This window comes from Cyclobacterium sp. SOCE241 (genome assembly GCF_056867545.1).
The window spans coordinates 511,039-532,014 of record NZ_CP149779.1 but is presented as its reverse complement, the minus strand read 5'-3'; the positions used below and the strand labels follow the sequence as shown (position 1 = coordinate 532,014).

The 20,976-nt window shown below is 36.6% G+C and carries 19 protein-coding genes and 2 pseudogenes; 4 read left to right on the top strand and 17 right to left on the bottom strand.

Annotated elements, in window-relative coordinates; all coding sequences use genetic code 11:
- Nucleotides 1–388 precede the first annotated feature (388 nt).
- Both WG932_RS02495 and WG932_RS02490 read right to left on the bottom strand, forming a co-directional pair.
- On the bottom strand, nt 389–829 hold the full coding sequence (locus tag WG932_RS02495) for an RNA polymerase sigma factor (protein WP_483086826.1): 441 nt from the start codon (nt 827–829) through the stop codon (nt 389–391).
- 362 nt (nt 830–1,191) lie between these two features.
- Nucleotides 1,192–4,136: pseudogene (locus tag WG932_RS02490) on the bottom strand (FAD-binding and (Fe-S)-binding domain-containing protein).
- 132 nt (nt 4,137–4,268) lie between these two features.
- On the opposite strand from WG932_RS02490, the gene WG932_RS02485 reads away from it, so the two are divergent.
- The 4 genes from WG932_RS02485 to WG932_RS02470 are packed head-to-tail and all read left to right on the top strand — an operon-like array spanning nt 4,269 to nt 7,418.
- Nucleotides 4,269–4,601, top strand: coding sequence for a hypothetical protein (locus WG932_RS02485; RefSeq protein ID WP_483086825.1), 333 nt, complete (start codon nt 4,269–4,271; stop codon nt 4,599–4,601).
- The gene (locus WG932_RS02480; RefSeq protein ID WP_483086824.1) at nt 4,583–5,239 is read left to right on the top strand and encodes a phosphotransferase; all 657 of its coding nucleotides are present in this window, start codon (nt 4,583–4,585) and stop codon (nt 5,237–5,239) included. Before WG932_RS02485 ends, WG932_RS02480 begins: the two co-directional genes overlap by 19 nt.
- Nucleotides 5,240–5,269: 30 nt before the next feature.
- Nucleotides 5,270–6,493 carry an ADP-ribosylglycohydrolase family protein gene (locus WG932_RS02475; protein WP_483086823.1) on the top strand — a complete coding sequence of 408 codons (1,224 nt, stop codon included), beginning with the start codon at nt 5,270–5,272 and terminating at the stop codon, nt 6,491–6,493.
- A 43-nt stretch (nt 6,494–6,536) separates the two neighbouring features.
- A complete protein-coding gene (locus tag WG932_RS02470; RefSeq protein WP_483086822.1) occupies nt 6,537–7,418 on the top strand; it encodes a bile acid:sodium symporter family protein in 882 nt (293 codons plus the stop codon).
- A 618-nt stretch (nt 7,419–8,036) separates the two neighbouring features.
- Here WG932_RS02470 and WG932_RS02465 read toward each other — a convergent pair.
- From WG932_RS02465 to WG932_RS02395, 15 genes and pseudogenes are all read right to left on the bottom strand, one after another.
- Nucleotides 8,037–8,891, bottom strand: coding sequence for a sterol desaturase family protein (locus WG932_RS02465; RefSeq protein ID WP_483086821.1), 855 nt, complete (start codon nt 8,889–8,891; stop codon nt 8,037–8,039).
- Between the two features lie 4 nt (nt 8,892–8,895).
- Entirely contained in the window at nt 8,896–9,615 is a 720-nt protein-coding gene (locus tag WG932_RS02460; protein ID WP_483086820.1) for a hypothetical protein, read from the bottom strand.
- A gap of 91 nt (nt 9,616–9,706) precedes the next feature.
- Entirely contained in the window at nt 9,707–10,294 is a 588-nt protein-coding gene (locus tag WG932_RS02455; RefSeq protein ID WP_014021865.1) for a Crp/Fnr family transcriptional regulator, read from the bottom strand.
- Nucleotides 10,295–10,386: 92 nt separating this feature from the next.
- Nucleotides 10,387–10,905, bottom strand: a complete 519-nt coding sequence (locus tag WG932_RS02450) for an MOSC domain-containing protein (protein ID WP_483086819.1) — start codon at nt 10,903–10,905, stop codon at nt 10,387–10,389.
- Between the two features lie 40 nt (nt 10,906–10,945).
- Nucleotides 10,946–12,454, bottom strand: a pseudogene (locus WG932_RS02445) (IS1634 family transposase).
- A 39-nt stretch (nt 12,455–12,493) separates the two neighbouring features.
- Nucleotides 12,494–12,742 carry a hypothetical protein gene (locus tag WG932_RS02440; protein ID WP_483086818.1) on the bottom strand — a complete coding sequence of 83 codons (249 nt, stop codon included), beginning with the start codon at nt 12,740–12,742 and terminating at the stop codon, nt 12,494–12,496.
- A gap of 69 nt (nt 12,743–12,811) precedes the next feature.
- A complete protein-coding gene (locus WG932_RS02435) occupies nt 12,812–13,417 on the bottom strand; it encodes a DapH/DapD/GlmU-related protein (protein ID WP_149392369.1) in 606 nt (201 codons plus the stop codon).
- Nucleotides 13,414–13,803 carry an SMU1112c/YaeR family gloxylase I-like metalloprotein gene (gene gloA2, locus WG932_RS02430; protein ID WP_483088557.1) on the bottom strand — a complete coding sequence of 130 codons (390 nt, stop codon included), beginning with the start codon at nt 13,801–13,803 and terminating at the stop codon, nt 13,414–13,416. Before gloA2 ends, WG932_RS02435 begins: the two co-directional genes overlap by 4 nt.
- Nucleotides 13,804–14,141: 338 nt before the next feature.
- Entirely contained in the window at nt 14,142–14,435 is a 294-nt protein-coding gene (locus tag WG932_RS02425) for a glycoside hydrolase family 97 C-terminal domain-containing protein (protein ID WP_483086817.1), read from the bottom strand.
- Complete coding sequence (locus tag WG932_RS02420) at nt 14,381–16,066, bottom strand: glycoside hydrolase family 97 N-terminal domain-containing protein (protein WP_483086816.1); 1,686 nt, start codon at nt 16,064–16,066, stop codon at nt 14,381–14,383. The genes WG932_RS02425 and WG932_RS02420 overlap by 55 nt, the downstream gene beginning before the upstream one ends.
- A 201-nt stretch (nt 16,067–16,267) precedes the next feature.
- Nucleotides 16,268–17,287: a serine hydrolase domain-containing protein gene (locus tag WG932_RS02415; protein WP_149392371.1), complete on the bottom strand. Its 1,020-nt coding sequence runs from the start codon at nt 17,285–17,287 to the stop codon at nt 16,268–16,270.
- A 12-nt stretch (nt 17,288–17,299) separates the two neighbouring features.
- Nucleotides 17,300–18,331, bottom strand: coding sequence for an NAD(P)-dependent alcohol dehydrogenase (locus tag WG932_RS02410; protein ID WP_014021860.1), 1,032 nt, complete (start codon nt 18,329–18,331; stop codon nt 17,300–17,302).
- Nucleotides 18,332–18,470: 139 nt separating this feature from the next.
- Nucleotides 18,471–18,842, bottom strand: a complete 372-nt coding sequence (locus tag WG932_RS02405; protein WP_483086815.1) for a helix-turn-helix domain-containing protein — start codon at nt 18,840–18,842, stop codon at nt 18,471–18,473.
- A 13-nt stretch (nt 18,843–18,855) separates the two neighbouring features.
- Nucleotides 18,856–19,638: a tetratricopeptide repeat protein gene (locus WG932_RS02400; protein WP_483086814.1), complete on the bottom strand. Its 783-nt coding sequence runs from the start codon at nt 19,636–19,638 to the stop codon at nt 18,856–18,858.
- Nucleotides 19,596–20,717: an adenylate/guanylate cyclase domain-containing protein gene (locus WG932_RS02395; protein ID WP_483086813.1), complete on the bottom strand. Its 1,122-nt coding sequence runs from the start codon at nt 20,715–20,717 to the stop codon at nt 19,596–19,598. Before WG932_RS02395 ends, WG932_RS02400 begins: the two co-directional genes overlap by 43 nt.
- Nucleotides 20,718–20,976: the final 259 nt, after the last annotated feature.

The following is a 20,976-nucleotide window of genomic DNA, read 5'->3' as shown; positions in this document are numbered from 1 at the left end:
TTCATTTTGGGTTAGATAAATAATTATTAAATATTGTGTTAAAGACATTTTTTACATAGGCGATTATTTAATTTTTATTAAAAGTGAAGCATTAGAAATTTAAAGATTGACCGCTTAAAATTTCTATGGCATTGATCTTTCTAAATTTGGTGATATTGAATGCATTCCAATGATTTTATTGGATAGGCCTATATGAATAGTCCCTTGAATGGGGTAAATCAGCTATGGGGATCGAATTTATTTAATTAGAAAAATTCAAAAATATGCACCAATCCCTGCAAAAAAATTATGAAATGAACAAGCTTTTTAAGGCTATGTATGGCTTTCCAAGCCAATGTATAAACTGATCGAAGGTTAATACCCATTAATTTTGAAACTTCCTCGTAAGTCAATTGCTCAAAAAAAGCAGATTAATTACCTCCTTCTGTCTTATTGGTAGCCTATCTAATCCTTTTGCTAATTTAACCTGTAATTTAATTTCTCTTTGAACATTAATCATCTCACTTTCAATGGATTCAATAAAATGAGAATTGGCCAACGAATTATCCCAATTCACCGTATTTTTATTTATTTTATTACGATTTTCTTTGAATAACTTGTGAGAAAGTGCCCGAAGAAGATAAGCTTTTACATGATCAGGCTTACTCAAAGATTGATGGTATTTCCACAAATCTATAAACACTTCTTGAATGCAATCCTGCAATAAGTCCTCCTGCTTTGTAAGCGCTTGTCCATAACTAAAAAGCGTGGTGGCAAATAATTTATAGAGCCCTTCTAATCCAGAGCGGTTGCCCTGCATTAACAAATCCCAATAATAATTGGGTCCCATTGAGGAGTGTTTCTTCTTAAAGGGTTCATTTTGGGTTTTTAATAATATTATTTTCAATTATAGCTAAAATATAATTTTCTTACAAGGAGTATTTTGATTATGGTAACAACGAAGGCTAAATGGTATCAGCCAAGGAAATCTAAAAATAATTCAACTATAAAAATGAAACAATTGTACACCTATGGCCTCAATTATTGGAGGATCTTAGCACAGGAACCAATAAAAATTCTTTGCAGGCACTATTCCTTTAAACCGAAAAAAGAAGTAGATTTCCATTACAAAACCTACATATAAAATACCTAAAGATCAATCAAAAAAAGCCGAACAAGCTAATGTTCGGCCTATAAAAATTATTTTTAATCTTATAATCCTGCGGCATCAAATAAAATTTCTACCGGGTGATTTGCTTTTTTTCCGGTTCCATCCGCTATTTGATGCCTGCAGCTTGTTCCCGGTGCAGCTATCAAATCTTCACTGCCTGCACTTCTCACTGCAGGGAAAAGCACCATCTCGCCAATCTTCATACTTAATTCATAATGCTCTTTTTCATAGCCAAAAGAACCTGCCATACCGCAACAACCTGAAGGGATTACGGTTACTTGATAATTTTGCGGCAATTCTAAAATTTTCTTAGAATAATTGACCGATGACAATGCTTTTTGATGACAATGTCCGTGTAATTTCACCTGTCGCCTTTCTTTCGTAAAACTTTCAGCTGTGATATTGCCAGCCAAGCTTTCTTTAGCTAAAAACTCATCTACTAGCTCACAATGGAATTTTAAAGATCTGGCTCTCTCTTTGTATTCAGGGCTTACCAGTCTAGGGTATTCATCTCTAAAACTAAGAATGGCTGACGGTTCCACTCCCAATAAAGGACTTTCTGCTTTTATAATTTCGGAAAATATTTCAACATTTTTGTTTGCCATTTTTTGTGCATGGTCAAGCAAGCCCTTAGACATTGCCCCTCTCCCGCTTTCCACATGGTCTACCATCTTCACTTCATAACCTAAATGTCTAAGAAGTTTTATGGCTTTAATGCCGGTATCAGTATCATTGTGGTTGGTAAACTCGTCACAAAAGAAATATACGGTTTTTATTATCGGCTTACCATTTAGCTTGGCATAGTTCTTCTTGTACCACTTTCGAAGGGATTGAGGACTTAATGCCGGTAAGTTCCTTTCCGGAGCCACGCCAAGAACCTTTTTCATGATTCCACCGGTAAGCCCATTGCTCAAAAAGAAATTGGCTATTCCCGGCACCCTACTTCCCAATTCATTCAATGAATTAATATGGGTAAAAGCTTTGGAACGTAAAGGAACAGGGTTGGATTTAAAATACTGGTATTGAAACTCTGCTTTCATGGTCGCCATGTCCACATTAGATGGACATTCAGAAGTACATCCTTTACAAGAAAGGCAAAGATCCATTACCTCTTTTATCTCCGGATGATCAAAGGGATTTTCCTTCTCACTCTTTGTCAAAAATTCACGCAAAGTATTGGCTCTGCCTCGCGTAGTATCTTTTTCATAACGGGTCGCCTGATAGCTGGGACACATGATGCCCCCGCCGGAATTAGGGAGTTTTCTACAGTCCCCGGAGCCATTGCATTTCTCAGCCATGGGGAGAATTCCCCCTACCTGACTAAAATCAAATTTCGTTTTGTGTTCCCGCTTAGGCAAGTCAGCCTCATACCTTAAAGAAGAATTCATCGGGGGAGCATCCACAATTTTCCCCGGATTAAAGATTCCTTTGGGATCCCATTTTGCTTTTACTCGTTTAAAAAGGTCGTAATTTTCCTGCCCTACCATTAGCGGTATAAAGGCTGCTCTTAACCTTCCATCTCCATGCTCCCCACTCAAAGAACCATTGTATTTTTTCACCAATTTGGCACTGGCTTCACTTATCTTATAAAACTCGTCGACATCTTTGGACTTTTTAAGATCAAGGATGGGTCTTAAGTGAATTTCTCCAGCTCCTGCATGGGCATAATAAACAGACTGCTGACCAAATTCAGCAATCAATTCAGCAAAATCATCAATATAATTCGCCAAATCATCAATATCCACTGCTGTATCTTCGATACAGGCTACCGCTTTCTTATCACCTGGAATATTTGCCAATAATCCTAAGCCGGCACTTCTCAACTCCCAGGCACTGCTTGTTCGATCAGGACCAATTATTGGATAGGCATACCCCAAGTCTACATTTTTTAAAGCTGCTATAAACGCAGCACCTTGAGCATTTGCTTCCTCAATGGTTTTCCCCCTAAACTCCACCATTAAAATGGCCATTGGGTCTCCCTCTACAAAATCTCTGTTTTTACTCTGTTCTACATTCTCTTTTGTACAATCTAAGATCTTTTTATCCATCAACTCTACAGCTGTTGGCTTTTCTTTCATGGCTACTTGGGCAGCCTTCATGCTGTCATGAATGGTCTCAAAGTGAGCCGCTACCACAATATCAAAAGGATCCGGAAGTGGATCGAGGTGAATTTTAATTTCTGTAGTGATCGCTAAAGTACCTTCCGAGCCGCATAATAATTTACAAAAATCAAATGGAACATCTTTGTCGGAAAAACCTGTGACTCTAATAAGTAGTCCAATGCATAACCTGTATTCCTCCTATGTATAGTTGATTTAGGGAAATTTTCCCTAATGTTTTCTTGTATTTCCTGCTGGCTTAATTCTTCTCTTACATGGCGGTATAGTTCCCCCTCTAAGCTTTCTTCCTTACATTTGAGGTCAAACTCATCCGGAGTCATGGATTTGAAAACAGCTTCACTTCCATCACTTAACAAAACCTTAAGCTCAAGCACATGTTCTCTCGTACTACCATAAACAATAGAAGTGGTGCCACAACTATTGTTTCCCACCATTCCACCTACCATTGCACGGGTGGCAGTACTTGTAATTGGGCTAAAGAAATATCCGTACTCTTTGAGGTAATTATTTAATTCGTTTCTTACAACACCCGGTTGGACCCTTACCCATCCTTCTTCCTTATTAAACTCAATAATTTTGTTGAGGTATTTGGAAACATCAACCACTATTCCATCTCCTACACATTGACCGGCCAAAGATGTTCCTGCTGTCCTTGGGATCAATGAAAGGCCATTGGAATTGGCAAAATCAATCAATTTTTTGATATCAGCATTGCTTTTCGGTAAGGCAACTGCCGTTGGCAGGGCCCGATACACTGAGGCATCAGTGGCATACAAAGTTTTCATCAAACTATCGTAATGCAATTCACCATCCAATTCAAGCGCTAGTTGGCTTAAAAGCGGACTGTCTTTGGTTGTTTTACTCATGACCCAAAAATAAAACAGTTAATGCTAGAAAAGAACTCAAGAGATAGATTTTATTTGAAGAAAATAACCTTTATTCCTTTTTTGGTTTCTATTTAAAAAAATACAAGGTAATTTTCTGAAAAAACGAATACAATGCTAATCAAAGCACCTCTTGATTCCACCCATATTGACTATTTGAAGAATATTGGAATACTTTCATCCAATGAAGAAGTGACCGATTCATTCAAAGCTGGTGAAGGAAATATGAATGTCACCCTTACCATAAAAACCAATAAAAGGACAATTGTCTTGAAACAATCCAGACCTTTTGTAGCCAAATATCCGCAAGTACCTGCTCCGCTGAGCCGAATTGAAATTGAGTACAAATACTATAACCTTATTAGTCTCGATAATTTTCTATCTTGTTTTTCACCCAAAGTATTGGCCTTTGATAAAAAAGCTGGCTTTTGGTTTTGGAACATCTAAACAATGGTGGAGATTACTTAAGTATGTATCAATCCAAATCAATCCTTGGAGAAAATGTACTTGATTTATTGCTCAGTTACTTAAAGAAACTGCATCAACTGCCTGTTTATGAATTTCCAGACAACATGGAAATGAGAAAATTAAATCACCAGCATATTTTTGTTTTCCCTTTCCAATCAGATAATGGATTTAACTTAGATGATGTTCAAGATGGCTTACAAACCTTGTCAGAAAGGGTTAAAAATCATACCCCATTAAAAGCGAAAATAAAAGGTATAGGTGACAAGTATCTAGGCAGGGGCAAATCGCTTATCCATGGAGATTTCTATCCCGGCAGTTGGTTTGAGACAGACAACGGTTTGAAAATCATAGATACTGAATTTTCATTTTTAGGTGATCCCGAATTCGATTTAGGTGTGATGCTAGCCCATCTTAAAATGGCAAGGATACCTGATGAATTAATTCAAAAAGTCATCCAAACCTATCCCTTGGAAAATGGTTTAATATCCTCCTATATGGGAGTAGAAATTTTAAGACGGCTATTTGGACTGGCACAACTTCCTTTGAATTTGTCTATTGTTGAGAAAGAAGAATTAACCAACGATGCAATAAATCTGATCATGAATGAAGAAATTTAATTTTATTTTTTCACTTTATTTAGCCTTTTAATGCTTTCATGTGAACAAAGCAAAAAGGAGGTAGAAGATACAGTCCCTTCAGTCTTAACACTTAGCCAAGCTGAACTTTCCGACAAAATAAAAGGCCTTTTAGTAGGCAGTGCTATAGGAGATGCCATGGGTGCCCCTACAGAAATGTGGCCTAGAGAAGCTATTCAACATACTTATGGGTGGGTCAATGGACTGGATTCAATGGTTAGGGAAGTTTCACCTGAAGGAATTTGGCTGGCCAACCTTCCCGGAGGAGGCACCACCGATGACACCAGGTGGAAATCCCTGATGGTAGATTATTTGGCAAAAAATGAAGGAAACCCATTTGATGCAGATTCTTTTGCAGAACATATCATTCAAGTTTATGAAGCCTATTTTAATGGCTTGAAAACCTTAAAACCCGAACAGACTTCGGCATTGGAAAGGGTAAACCTGAAAGTTTTTTGGTTGCAAGAATGGTATAAAGTTTCCTTAGCTTACCGCGAAAATAATTTAAAGGCTTATCACAAGGCACTAGGGAAATTTTATGGTGGAGAAATGGTTTGTGCCGGTTTGCTTTATTCACAAACCATTGGATTGATGTATCCCGGAAGGGCTGAGGAAGCGTACAAAAAGGCATTTGAACTGAGCATCTTTGATTTAGGTCTTGCCAAAGACATTGGCTCCCTTTCCGCAGCGATGACAGCTGCAGCGATGACGGCAAATGGGGATCAAAATAAAGTTTTGGATGTATTAAGAGAAGTAGATCCGGAGGGTTATTTTACCAGTCGATTGGTAGGCCGAAGCAGTTACAGAGTATTTGAGTTGGCCAAATCCATTGTTGCAGCAGCCAAAGACAGTACACTGGTGGACGAGAAATTACCAAAAGGAAGCAAAATCCCCAATGTTTCTATCCAGCGGGCGTATGACTTGCTTGATCAAAACCAACAGGACATGCCCTTTCATGCTGCAGAGATTCACCTACAAGTATTGACAGCCATGTTGTTCAACGATTTTAAATTTGAAGAAACACTTGTATTTCTAACCAATTATGGCAGGGACAATGATACCACTGCGGCAATTGCAGGAGCAATTTTAGGCGCTTACCACGGCTATGAAAAACTCCCTAAGACCATGTCTGAAAAAGTTATTAAAGTGAATAAAAGTCATTTAGGTATTGATATTGAAAAAATGGCAGACAAACACTTTACAACCATACAATCTATGTACATATGGCCCGAATGATTAATTTTTAGTATTATTATGTCAATAACCCCAAATAACAATTATGGAAAGCAATGTATTTACTGCAGTTTTTTTACCACTAGCCCTTGCCTTTATCATGCTAGGTATGGGACTGACCCTAAGTATTAAGGATTTTAAAAATATCTTCATCTCTCCCAAAGCCATCAGTTTAGGCCTGTTTTGCCAACTTCTAATGTTACCGGTATTGGGATTTTTGCTTATTTTGGCCTTTGGCTTGGAAGGTTCCATGGCCGTTGGTATAATGATTATTGCAAGTTGTCCTGGAGGTCCCACTTCCAATATGATCACTCATCTATGTAAGGGAGACACTGCCCTTTCGATAAGTCTAACAGCTTTAAGCTCTGTAATCACAATCATCACCATTCCTTTGTACATCAATTACGCTATCATTTATTTTGGTGAAGAAGGGACCGTTGCTTTACCGGTTTTGCAGACCATAATCCAGATCACCGGAGTAACCCTCATACCGGTTGCCATAGGTATGTATTTAAAACATAAATTTCCTGCACTGTCACAGAAAGCGGATAAAACAGTTCGCATCGCATCCATTATATTCTTTGTGGTGATCGTTGGTGGTGCAATATTCAAAGAAAAGGACAATATTTTGGGCTTTTTTGCAGAGGCAGGTCCGGTAACAGTGATCCTCAACATACTTACTTTTGGTTTTGCCTGGTTAATTGCCAAAGGGTTTGGATTGCCACTGAAACAACAGGTTTCTATAAGCATAGAGTCCGGTATTCAAAATGGCACCTTAGGTATTATGATAGCAGCTACCTTATTACAAAATACTGCAATGGTGATCCCTGTGGTCATTTACAGTTTGATCATGTTTATAGCCTCCATATTAATTGTAGTAATTCTTGGCAATAATGAAGAGGCTGCATTGGTAAGAAATAAAGCTTAAAGAATTAAGTCTTTGGTTTTAAGAGCCGGAGACTTTTTCCTGATTAAGAAAATAAACCTTCAAAGAAATTTATTATCATTGGCCCCGTTGGAAGGGTAAAAATTAACGGCAATGAAATCGTCACCAATTTTATCCACCATTTCTTTTTTGAAAGCAAAACTAGAATAACCCCTGTGGGGTATAATATAAGGCTTAGGAATAGAAAAAAATTGTCCATGAAAAATAACTGGCCAAAAGTATGGCAACAAGCCCACCAATGTAGAAAGCATTGCGATTTTTTAATTTTTCCATATTATAAATTTTAGTGTTCTTAAAATAATCGCAGGCTAATCAGGCTGAAATTTGAAACGGGTAATCCACTGTTTGATTGAATCAGCGGATTCCTAAATAGACGGGAAACAAGCCCCGACCAATAGATTTTAATTCTATAAATCTTTCTAAGATAACAAGTAAATATTTATTAATAATATTTTAAAAGAATTATATTTTGAAATAGCTGTAATAAACCACCCTTCTCTGAGTGATTAAGAAATATCAACCTAAGTTGATGTCAACTACTTTACTGGTAAAAAATGCTTGAATAATAAAAACAACGTTACCATAGGTTAAGTAATAATTTCACATTAAAATCAAGCCGTCTGAAGATTGAGTATGGTGCCAAAACAAAAGAAACCTACTGCCTTGTCTGCTGGAGGCTACTACCCAACTATTGGCCAAACCTTCTTTTTGTATTCGATCATAATCCATCCTATAATTTTGGTTTTCCGTTTTTAATAACCTGTCCCAAAACCTAAAATACAAACCATAATTCCCCTTAGGTTTTGCATGATGAAGATTATGATAAGTTGAGCTAATGAGGACTTCAAATAAAAAAGAGTTCCTGAACCATTTTGGTGCTATTTCATAGCCTAAATGCCCATAAACGTTAAAACAAAAAGACAATAACCCAAAAAATATCAATGACAAAGGATGCATTGGAATCAAAACTAAAATTAAAGGAACAGCCAGGGCTTCAGTAATTGCTTCATAAAAATGAAAAGAAAATGAGGTCCATGGAGAGGGATTTGTAGACTTATGATGGGTAAAATGTATGCTCTTGAACAATTTAGGGTGATGTACAATCCTGTGCATCCAATAAAAATAGCTATCATGCAGTATTAATGCTAATAGTATGCTTAATGGTATCCACAGAAAATGGTATTCATGAAAATCATTGTAAATAGTAACATAATCACGTAGTGGGGTAAATAAAAACAAAGCTATCACCAGGCCAATCACAAAGCTCGATTGCACTGAATGCAAAATCTCACGGATAAAATCTTTATTCTTAGCAAGACCTAACTGAATTTTGTTCTTAAAAAATTTATTGGGATAAAACTTATAGAAAATCACATAAGCCGTACCTGCAACCAAAAAGTAGCGAATAATATTGCTAGCTATAGGAGTAAAATAGTGAATGCTAAATCCTTCCATGGTTTTATTCGTTTATATTGATTTCATAATTGTTTTCATTTACTGTTAAGGAAACACTGCCATTTCCATTGAAAACAATTGTACCATAAAAAGAAAAGGGAATATTTTCACTCAATCCTGATAGAATAAATGTTCCACCACCAGAGGATATGCTGTAATTTGATTTATCAATAAGCACATTAACCAAATCAGCATTAAATTTACTCGATAAGCTTCTTGTATTTAGGTTTGTAGTGATGCTTTGGATTCCTTCTCTATTAAAAAAACCACTAAACAAGAGCGAAGAAGCTGATGGCTGTAATCCTGAAATGGCTATGACAGTATTGGTAACATCATTGGAATTAATTCTTGATGTTGAATAACTACCAACTGAACTGGCCTCAAATTCCACCATTTGTGGTACATTAAGACCATTGCAAGCCATCATATAGGACCAATCTATCTCATAATCTGCTAGTATAGGAGCCTCGTTATAATTATAATTAAAGGAGGCTTCATACAAGGTGCCGCAAAGCTCATTTAAGGTGATATCTGTAGTCAATTCTTCAGAAAAGGTGTTGGTCATTTCATTTAAACCTCCTGTACTTTTTTGCAGGGAGCTTTCTATTAGCACTACAGCTTCTACTTCAGAGACTACATTTTTAATTTCCATATCCTCTTCGTTTGCGCAAGAGACCAAGCTTAGGATGACAAAAGCTGCAACAATTGATTTTGAAAGTGTCATGATATTCGTTTTTAAGTTTAACAATGACACAAATCTAAAACAGCCCTAAGGCTAAAGGCGTTAACAAAAGATAATTTATAAAATCGAATGATTAGTATTTTGAAGCTATCCTTTTTCTAATCCTGCTAAGTGAAACTGGAGTAATGCCAAGAACATTTGCAATGTATTTATCCTGAACCCTATTGGTAATCCCTGGGTAGTCTTTTACAAACCTTTGGTACCTTTCTTCTGGAGTCAGTAAGACGAAAGACTCAACCCTCTCCATGGACTCTTTTAATAGACGTTGAAGCACATACTTTCTATTGGCCTCTAATTTCGGATTCCTTGCGACCAAATCCTGCAATACATCATAATCAATAAAAAATACCTCAGTATTTTCCAATGCTTCATAAAAATATCTGGAGGCTTGGCTAAACAAAATCAAGTCAACATTGGCCACAACCTGATGTTCTGGGATTAATTTTAAGGTAATTTCTTCTCCCTTATCATTAATATTAAAACAACGAACCAAACCACTTTTAATATAGAAAACATCATTCCTTTTGGAGCCTTCATTTATGAGAAGCTCTTTCTTGCTAAAAGAACCATTTTTTGCGGCCTTTAATAAAACCTGGATATCCTTTAAACTAAGCTCCTTACCAAACTTATAAATTTGTTTTAATCTGTTTAGATCGACCATTAAAGTAAAAGCTAATTGTACTTGAAATTCCTAAGCTAAAAAAGAATATACACAGCATAAAGAATATTTCCATTATCGAGGCATTATTAACCCTACTTTTCAATATAATTGCTAAATAAAATCCTCTTCTTGGGAGGAATTGCTTTGCTTTTAGCTGCAATTTTCAGCAATTCCTGGTTCTTTTCTTTTGCGAATACCAGTTGAAATAAGGATGCTACGGTTAAACTGTTTTCAGGCCGTTCTACAAGGATAAATTCATCACCAATACCAACATGGCCTTCTTCTAGAATACTTACATAAGTACCTCCAAAACCATGTTCAATAAATTGCTTAAGTACTTTTTGGGTTCCAAATTTATGTCCAAACTTATAACAGGGTTCTCGGTATTGGGAAATCTGAATCATGGCATCCCCTACCTTATAAATTGCACCCAGCTGCACCTCTCTTTCATCAAATCCACTTACTGTAAGGTTTTCTCCCAACATGCCCCAAGACCAATCAAGGTCAGGATACAAATCCTTCCAGTAGGGATATTGTTCAGCAGAAAATAAATAACAGGCTTTATAATAGCCTCCATGGTTCAACCGATTGGAAATCTCATCACCTAACACATCGTTTTTCGCCCTGGCTTCGACACTGGGACACCCAAAATCAAAAACCGAACATTTTCGCTAGATTTGTTGACTTTCAGTCAAAAATAGGGTCTTTCTTAGCTTTTTCCTGAAGATTTGAGTTGTACTTCTACAGTATAAATTCCTTTTGCTATTTCTATGGCTTTTTGGGATGAGAGTTTTAGATCCTTTTTCCAATAATTGCCTTTCCAGCTCTTTGTATACTTTGTAAGCAACAATGCTATACTTATATGTGCCTCAATTTACGTTGTTTATAATGAAAAACTGGCCTCACTTTTATTTCGTTTTTGGTTATCCTAAATGCCTTTTCTATTTCCATAGATTATTATAATTCTCAATTACTTTGTCTTTATCCAAGTCAGTATTTGTGATATATCCTTTGAGACCATCCCATTTCCCATCCTTTTCAAATTTTTCCATGTCTAGGGCAATCTTTACCTCTCCATCCATTTTGAGGTATTTATTATAGCCTCTATTGTTGATGTGGGTTTTGTTGAGCTTCCCAGTTTTTATCTGTTTTTCTAGCTTTTTAAAACCTTTCTCCCTGTTTACCTTATCTTTTTTTGCTCTTTTATCTGAATAACTGACAACCATCCTAAGTTCCTCTTCCCAATCTAGTAATCTACTCTCTCCGTTTTCAAGTTCTAAGGCCAATACCTTCTCTTTACTTTTATCTGATGATGCTTTCAGTCTTGCTCCTAAAATAAACTCATATCCATTTTTACGTAATTCTTGAACATTTCTTTTGATAATAACCCCGAGTCTGCAACAACAATTGGAGCGGGTAGACTGTACTTTCTTCTGAAAGTTTCTATGACTGGAATCATGGTATGTCCTTCAAACTTATTACCCTCAAAGATCTCATAAGCTAGAGGATAGCCTTCCAGACCAACCAAGAGGCCCAAGACAATCTGAGGGTTTTGATGCTTGCCTTCCTTGGAAAAAACCTGTTTTTCTCAAATCATCTTCCTGATCCACTTCAAAATAGAGAGTTGTCACATCATAAAAAACGATATTAATGCTACCTCCTAATACCTTCTTTGTGTGTTCAAAACTGATCAACTGAACTGTTTCCTTGTAGTTATTGTAAAGCTTATCCATATACCTATATAGATCCTGAACTTGGAATTCAAGACCATGATAAGTGGATAAATAATCACAAGTTTTCAGTTTGCTGGCTGGAAAACAGATTCGTGAATAGACCAACCATCTAAAAATATCATCATTGATAACATTGAACCCGATATCGTTGAATATCTTATCAAGAAGTAACTCTGTTCCAGAAACAGTAATTTTTTCTACCCGATCAAGGACAGAATCGGCAATCTGTTCTTCATTATTAAACGGTATCTCAAGATTACCTTTTATACTCTTTAATCCATTGCTCTCCAAGAATTACAAGCTTTTCAACTTCGACCTTGATGGAACTACTTCCAATCGTTTTGGCAACTTTGTATTTCCCTCTAACTTTCTCGATTACCTGAACACTTATCTTACCACTTTTATTTGGCTTTCTGCGAACGAACATGCCTAAAAGTACTTAAAAATCCCCTCTGGGACACCTAAATTAAAAACCATAAAAAGAATCACTATTATACAGTTGTTTACATTCTAATGGACTGACCATTGTCGAAGTCAGACAGGCTTTATAATAGCCTCCATGGTTCAACCGATTGGAAATCTCATCACCTAACACATCGTTTTTCGTTAAATAGAGCCTTTCATTTGTAGGCTTTTTATAGATGCCAGTTGTTTCTTCCTTTCCTTTCCAAAGAAAGGTAGTTGGTGTTCCAATATTCGTTGAGATTATTTTCATAGGCTGTTCATTCGAGAATTAACTAATTATAGTAGAAAAATAAGAAGCCGTGTCCCTTTTCTAATTCAATTATTTTATTTGTTCTACTAATTCAAGCCTTTTAACTGTACTTTTTCTTGCCAAAATAGTTCCTGGAGACAAAACAGCATTGGCACCAATCTTTGTATTATCCCCAATCAAGGCTCCGAATTTTTTGGATCTAGTATTTATCACCACCCCATTATGTTTAACATATATGGTCTTGTCCTCCCGCTCGTTATAATGGTTGGCACAAATTGAACCTGCTTCAAAATTAATGTTTTTGCCTATTACACTGTTTCCAATATAATTAAAATGAGCTAGGGCGGTATTTTCAAAAATTAGGGATTGTTTTATCTCCACGCCCGGCCCTACTTTTACTGACTTAGCCATAAAAATTGGCCCCCTTAAATAAGCATTGGCACCAATAAAGCAGTTTTCAGAAATGATCACACTTCCTTTAATTGTTACTCCTTTTTCTAGAGTAGCTGTCTTATGGATGGCAATATTATTTTCTACCCTATAGTCAGATGATAATTCAGAAAATCGCTTTTTAATCATGCTATCAAGTTCATTGATTATTTCCCATGGTAGTTTATTTGTACATTGAGGAAATAATATATTAAAACCTTGAATATAATTTTCAATAGCTATCATAGTTCATAAAACTCAATTGGTAAATCATCAGGATCGGCAATAAATGTAAATTGCTTGTTTGTAAATTCATCTATTCGAACCTCCTCCACAGCTATCCTCTTGGATTTCAAGTAGTCAATAGTTTCCGATAAGTTGCTTACCCCAAAGGCAATATGCCTCAAACCTCTTGCTTCAGGCCGGGAAGGTCTTGAAGGTGGTTTTGGAAAAGAGAAGAGTTCGATTAAATATTGCCCGTTTAAGGAAAGATCAAGTTTATAGGATTTTCTTTCTTCTCTGTAAATTTCTTTGTCTATCGCAAAGCCTAAAATGCCTGTGTAAAACTTTTTTGATTTTTGGTAGTCGGAACAAATTATGGCGACGTGGTGTAGCTTTTCTATTTTCACTATAGATCGGAAGTTTCTGAATGAAATGAACAAGGTGAAAAAGAATCTTTCGAAGGTTCCTTTTCACCCTTGGAAAACACTAATTTAATGTTTTTAGAAGTAACAGTATCTTTTTGCAGCTATTTTTCGGTTCTAACCATAAAAACTCAATGTCCATTTCATGTAGGGTTAAAGTGTATTTTTAGCAATCTTTTTGAAGTTCCCCTTCTATACTTTCTACTTTTACCGGTTTTTAGCAAGAAAACCATACCTCTCTAAATTAGCATTTATTATTCCTGTTTTTATCAAAGAAATAGCTCAACTATTGATCCAAAAACTCAGTACGAAAGTGCCCCACCTGTTTATTCTTTACTGTTCGACAATTTTTTAATATACATAACATGTCCCCCACCTCTACTCATTTGAGCAACAAGTTTTGTTTTGGCATTAACAGCCATACTGCGTATAGTATAAGATTCTTTATTGGTTAGGAAATCAGAATTTTCGGCATCTTCATAAAGAATCGCTTCGTAATTTTCATCCTCTGATAAAAAACTTAAATCCAATGTAATAGAGCGTGCCTCTCTGTTGGTCAATGAACCTACAAACCAATCATCCCCTGCTTTTCTGGCAATGCTAACATGCTTATCAAGCAAAGCATCAAGTACTTTAAAACTGTCAAATTGTGCAGGCATTTTCCGAATACAGTCAAACAAATCTTCTTTTGTAAATAAGCTTCAGGGCTGTCAGGCAATACCATCCATCCGGAATAAATGGTAATAAGCTTAGCTACTTCTGCAACCACAGTTCCTGGTAGCTCCTCAAAAACTTTAGGCCTACCCACATGTGCACTATTTAAATCAAACCATCCATTGGTCATATCCAAAGGCCCTGCAATCTGATTAATTAAAACTTGATTGACAGCTGTTTCCGGAAAATGAGAATATTTGGCATCTCCCTGAGCATGACCAAATTCTTTGGTAATAAGGTTGGGCCAAGTTCTTCTGTCTCCACTTGGGGGAATTGGATTGTCATGGAAATCAACCATCAATTTGTACTTGGCACACAACTCGACAATGACCCTGGTTTGCTTTACCTTCTCTTCTAAAGTCCCTTGCATAAAGCCATATTTCACGCCTATGGCCCCCCATTCTGAAAATTGCTTCAAAACCCTCTCCAAACCAAACTTTTTGGCGCCTACATCATTTAAATAAAGGATGATCCCAATATTATTTTGAGTAGCATGTTCCATACATTCTTCTATATCAACCCCATCTCTGGTGGTCGTTGGGTCTGAATTTTCATTGAACTCATCCCCATACCAATCAGCATCAATTAATAAGTACTGAATATTATTTTCAGCAGCGAAATCAATCATTCTTTTATGGGTTTGGGTGTTTAGTTGATATTCAAAACCATCGGCAGCTCTATAACCTAAAACACGCCAATCCCACAATGATTTGCCTCCTTTAATCCAAGAAGGGTCTGAAATTTTATTGGGTTCATTTAAATTCACTAACAAATTAGATTCAACCAAGTCTCCTACCTTTTCTCCCAACATAAAAGCCCTCCATGAGGTCTTAAAAGGTTGGTTGCGTTTTGAATAAACTATATTAAAAGCAAGTGATTTGTCATTGGACGAAGCAGCGATAGAAAAAGGAGCAAATCCCATTATTTCTGCTTCATGGATGGCCATAAAACTATTGTCATGAAATTGCATAACAATAGGGATTCTAACTTCTTCAATACTTTCTTCAGTCCTGGTAACAGGCCCTACATTATGTTTTTCACCATTGTATGCCCAATAGGTATAGTCATCCTTGAAATTTAAGCTGGTTAATTCTTGATCAATTTTTATACTGTCTTGAATGGCTTCAGTGGGAAAAATATACCGATAGGCAAAACCATCATCATAAACCCTGAACTCAATTTCATACCCATAAGATGAGGACTGGGTTTTAGCAATTTTGAAATTAAATGCATTATAATGGTTTTTGACAGTCGCTTGTTTACCATTTATGGTTTCCCAGGTTTCATTAATTTCGGCCTTTTTAAAGTCGCTAAATGATACATTTTCAACAAAACTAATACCGTTAACTTTTAGTCCTATTCTGGAGGATTCCAGAATGGTATCCGAACCATTCATTACAGTAAAAACACTGGAATTGTTAAAATTTGAAACATTGACCTGTAGTGCCCCATTTGGAGATAACAACTGAAAATCACTTGGTTTTGAACAAGATACAAAAGCCAATAAAACCAATATTATGGAAATTTTAATCTTCATACAGGCAAGTTTTTTGTTTTAATGGAGGCCAAATTTGTCGCAAAAATATCACTAAGAAACAATACCTCAACCTAATATGCTTTTAAGGTAGTTAAAAGGATTTTATCTAACAAAATTGGAATCCCTGTGGTTTTACTTTCAGCCTAAGGTTTATAGGAATGCGGCAATCTTATCCCCTAATATTTGCCAAAATGCATATTTTTAATCCCTTACTATTTTCACTATGCGGTTGTAGATGATTTCTGCAAGATTCCAATCATAACCATCAAAATTAGTTGTATTGTTAAATTGAATCACAACCGCATCAATGTCTTTGTGGTATTTTGCAATACTCTGATAGCCAACAATCAAACCTGTATGCTCATACACATAAATTGAGGAATAGATTTCCTGTTCCCCTTCATCAAACAGTGAACCATCGTTTAATGCTCTCAAGAAGGTACCCACATCAGCTGCTGTGGCTAACATTCCTTGTTCCTCCATCTTAAAATCCTGCTCCTCCCCCACATAATAGCCACTCATGACATCGTCTATATTTACTTCACTAAGTGAAGCAAAAGTATTGTTTAACCCCAGTGGTATTAAAATCTCCTCCTTGATAAATTGGTTGTGATTGTATCCCACTACCTTATCAATAATTTGGCAAAGCAACAAATAATTGGTGTTCGAATATTCATAATCATCACCTGGTTCAAAACTAGCAGGCATTTCTATGGCTAATTCAAGGGCTTCCTTATTGAAATTCGGTCGATTTTCCCAGTAAGCAGGATTGTCGATAAAGTTGGGAATACCAGATCGGTGTTGCACCATTAATCTTAAAGTAATCCTTTCTGCATATTCAATTTTCCCCACAAGTTCTGGGAAGTAATCAGCAAGGGTTTTGTCCAAAGACAAACGATTGTCATTAGCCAATTTAGCGATAGCAACTGCAACATATAACTTGCCTATACTGGCAATCTTAAATAGGGCATCTGGACGGGCAGGTATTTTCTCTTCCCGGTCATGCCAGCCGGCTGTATACAATGTGGGTGACTGACCTGCTTTATCCACATAGACTACCATTCCATCAAAGCCATAGTCAATTGCTTCATTTACTTGATCCTGAACTGTGTGCGGTAATGGTACTATCCACGCCTTAACCAAAATCCACGGTACGAAGGCCAAAGAACCTATGCTTGCAAGGATAAATACTATCCTGAGTATTAGTTTTGTCCGTTTCATACTCTTATCGTTTCAAGCCGATTCGCTATTATTTAATTGTGGTTTTGCTATCGGCCGTTTGTGGGATTTATGTTCCATGACTAAAACTACATTCCCTCGCTTATGCCCCTTATCAATATACCTATGTGCATTTCCAACTTGTTCTAAGGGATAACTCTTGTCTATAATTGATTTTAGTTTACCTGTTTCAATGATCTCCTTTACTTCTTTAAATAGTGACTTTAATTCAGCAACGGGTTTCAATCCTGTAGCAGCAAACTTTGCTTTCTTACTTCCAAATATTGAGGTCCATAACATTTGAAAAAGGAGTGGCATCCCAAGTACTGGAGAGATATACATTCCCTTTTCAGTCAAAGAACTTTTGCATGCTGAAAATGACAGCTTCCCTATCGTATCGTAGATAATGTCATATGTTTGGTCATTTTTAGAAAAGTTTTGTTTCGTGTAGTCAATAACATGATCGGCACCTAATGACTTCACCAATTCCATGTTTTGGGTACTACAGATTCCAGTCACCTCAGCACCATAGTATTTGGCAAGCTGTACTGCAGAAGTCCCTAAACTCCCTGAAGCGCCATTGATCAAAACTTTTTGTCCTGGTTTTATTTCAGCCAATTCCTTTAGAAAATTAATGGAGGTTAATGCCCCATCGCAAACAGGCGCGGCTTCCTCAAAAGTCATATTATTAGGTAGGGTGGTAATTATCCCATCTTCAGGAAGACATAGATACTCTGCTTGTGTACCGTAATTCTCAAGAGACTCTCCGAATACCCGGTCGCCTACCTTAAAAGACCTCACCCCATTCCCTACTGATTCCACCACTCCTGCAAAGCCAGTTCCCGGAATGGGATTCTTAGGTTTCAACAGCCCTAAAAATAAACGGCCAATATAAGGTTTCCCTGTGCGCATCATACTTCCTGCTCTTGTGACGGAAGCTGCATATATTTTTATCAAAACTTCATTTTCCTTAGGTAGAGGCATCCGTACTTCTTGTACTTGAAGAACCTCCGCTGATCCATACCCTGTGCTTATTATTGCTTTCATCGTTTAGTGTTTTTGACAATTCAGATTTTGTTTTAACCCGGGATATGTAATAGAAGGTCTATTGCATATTTCGGGTTTAATAATGAAACAAATGTAAGCCGGATGTTTTGGTAAAATGTTCGTGATTATAAACCCGAACCTATTGTAAGTCACTCTTATCCTGATTTTTAAGAAACTGCTTTGGAGTTAAACCTGTTTCTTTTTTAAAATAGGTATTGAAAACGGTTTTTGAATTAAACCCACTGTCATAGGCCAATCCTATTAGAGACAAGTGGGAATTGTTAGGATCATTCGCAATTTCCTTAAAAGCTTCTACCCGGTAATGGTTGACAAACTCATTAAAATTTTTACCAATGCTCTCATTAAGCAACCATGAGAGTTGATTTGGATGCATTTCTAAATGATTGGCTAAAGATCGCAATGATAAATCACTGTCCAAGTAGGGTTTTTCTTTATCAAAAAGTGCTAATAAACGGTTTTTGTAGGTTGCCGTAGCTTCCTCATCTAACAAAGCTTTTTGGAACCTATAGGTAGAGCCTCATTGCTATTAGGATAAATGATTTTTTGGTATTTGGTATATCTTGAATCTTTTTTAAATCAAAAACCATAGGATCGGTGTACCGAAGGAGCAATAGGGAAGCCTTGTTTTGAAGGGCCTTCTCTACCCATTGAAATGCCTTGTCGACCTCACCTAAAACAGCGTACATCAAGAATAAATAGGAATCAGCCGTAAATCCATTAGGTGCTTTGGTTTGTTCTTCCAATTGGCGTTGGTACTGTATAATTTTGGCTTTGTCTTTTTTCATCGCATAAGCCAAAGCAATCGCTCCTGTTTTTTCTCCTTCAATAATGACGTCTTCAGGCACATTATCAAAGTAGGTAATGACCTCATCGAATTTCCCTAATTTCAATAAACACAATATTTTAACACTGTGGGCAGGAATATTTTTACTATTATTGGTTATGCACCGATTGAGCATTGTCAGGGCTTTCTGATAATCCTCAATCATATAATGAAAATAAGCTCTGAAAAAATGGGTTTCATCTGAAAGTGGATTGATGCTTAATGCTATATCAAGGTGATTTTTTGCTTTAGCCCTATTGCCTGCTATGATATATAAAAAAGAAATAAATTGTTGTGCATCGGCATTGTTTGGATTGATCTCTATCGCTTTCTTCATTTGAGTAAGCGATTTGGCATAATCACATTCTATAAAAAAAGCTTGATTGGACAATTGATAATAAACACCTGAAGATTTATCGTTTAATTCGATAGCCTGATTCGTATACTGAATAGTTCTCCCCATGCTTCTTCAAACGGCATGAATCCAGTAGTTCCTAAAAAACTATAACAGTCCGCCTTTCCAACCAATGCCTCAGAATATTTGGGGTCAATCTTTAAAGCCTTATCATAAAAGGAAATCGCCGTTTCAACATCTTTCGGATTCCATTTGTTTTTGTGAAATTTTGCTTTTAAACAGTACTCATAGGCACTGATACTGTCTGTCGGTTTGGTTACAAGGTGTTCATTTATTTCAAAGTGCCCAAAATGCTCTCTTAATTTATCCGCAATCAAAAGACTGATCTCATCCTGAACCTCGAAAATATTCTCCAGTTTCCTGTCCCATGTTTCCGACCAAAAGTGAAAATCTTCCTTTGTTTGGATCAATTGCGCGGTAATCCTCACTGTATCACCAGCCAACCGCACACTACCTTCAAGAATGGCAGATACATCCAACTCTTTCGCTATTTGTTTGATTGGAACATTTTTATTTTTAAAGAAGAATGAGGAAGTTCTGGAAGTAACTTTCAGACGCTTAATTTTTGCCAATGCATTAATGATCTCTTCCGTAATGCCATCGCTGAAATATTCATTTTCAGCATTCGTACTCATGTTTGTAAAGGGAAGCACTGCAATGGTCTTATAATTATTTTTTTGCTTTCCACCTATCTCCTGAAGGAGAGGGACCTTAATTCCCTCATTGCAGATTGCAAAAACCTCCACGGGTTCTTCTATGTTCTTTAGTTCAAAATGACCAAGTGAAGTTGTAGCAATAGTGGGATGGTTTTTTAGCTCATCATTTAATTTATCCGACAAGAGAATACCACCCGCGACGCTCATGCTTTCAATCCGTGACGCAAAATTCACTCCATCCCCATACACTTCAGTTTCGCTATATACAATGTCACCCATATGCAGACCTATTCGCACTGGTACTGGGTCATTACCTAGCAAAAGGTTTTGGATTTGGATGGCGCAATTTGCCGCTTCAATGGCACTCTTAAAAACACTAAGCGTACCATCTCCATAATACTGAATGATTTCACCATTGTAGATTTTATGAAGGCTTTCGAAAACCTCTCGGTGCCGTGATCTAATCCTCATGGCCACAGCTTCATTTTTTGCATTAATGCTGTATAACCGACAATATCTGTAAACATGACGGCCGCCAATTGCCGCGTTATCTTACCTTTCATTAATTGTTTCTTCTGAAAATTTTAAAACCCAATGGCTCAGGAAAGTATCAATTTAACACATTCTCATATTATATCCTTTAAAAATAAGAATAAAAATACAACCATTAGCATTCCCTTTCTTAAAATCGAAGTGGGCAATAGATCTGCTATTTGGTGCTGAAATCAGT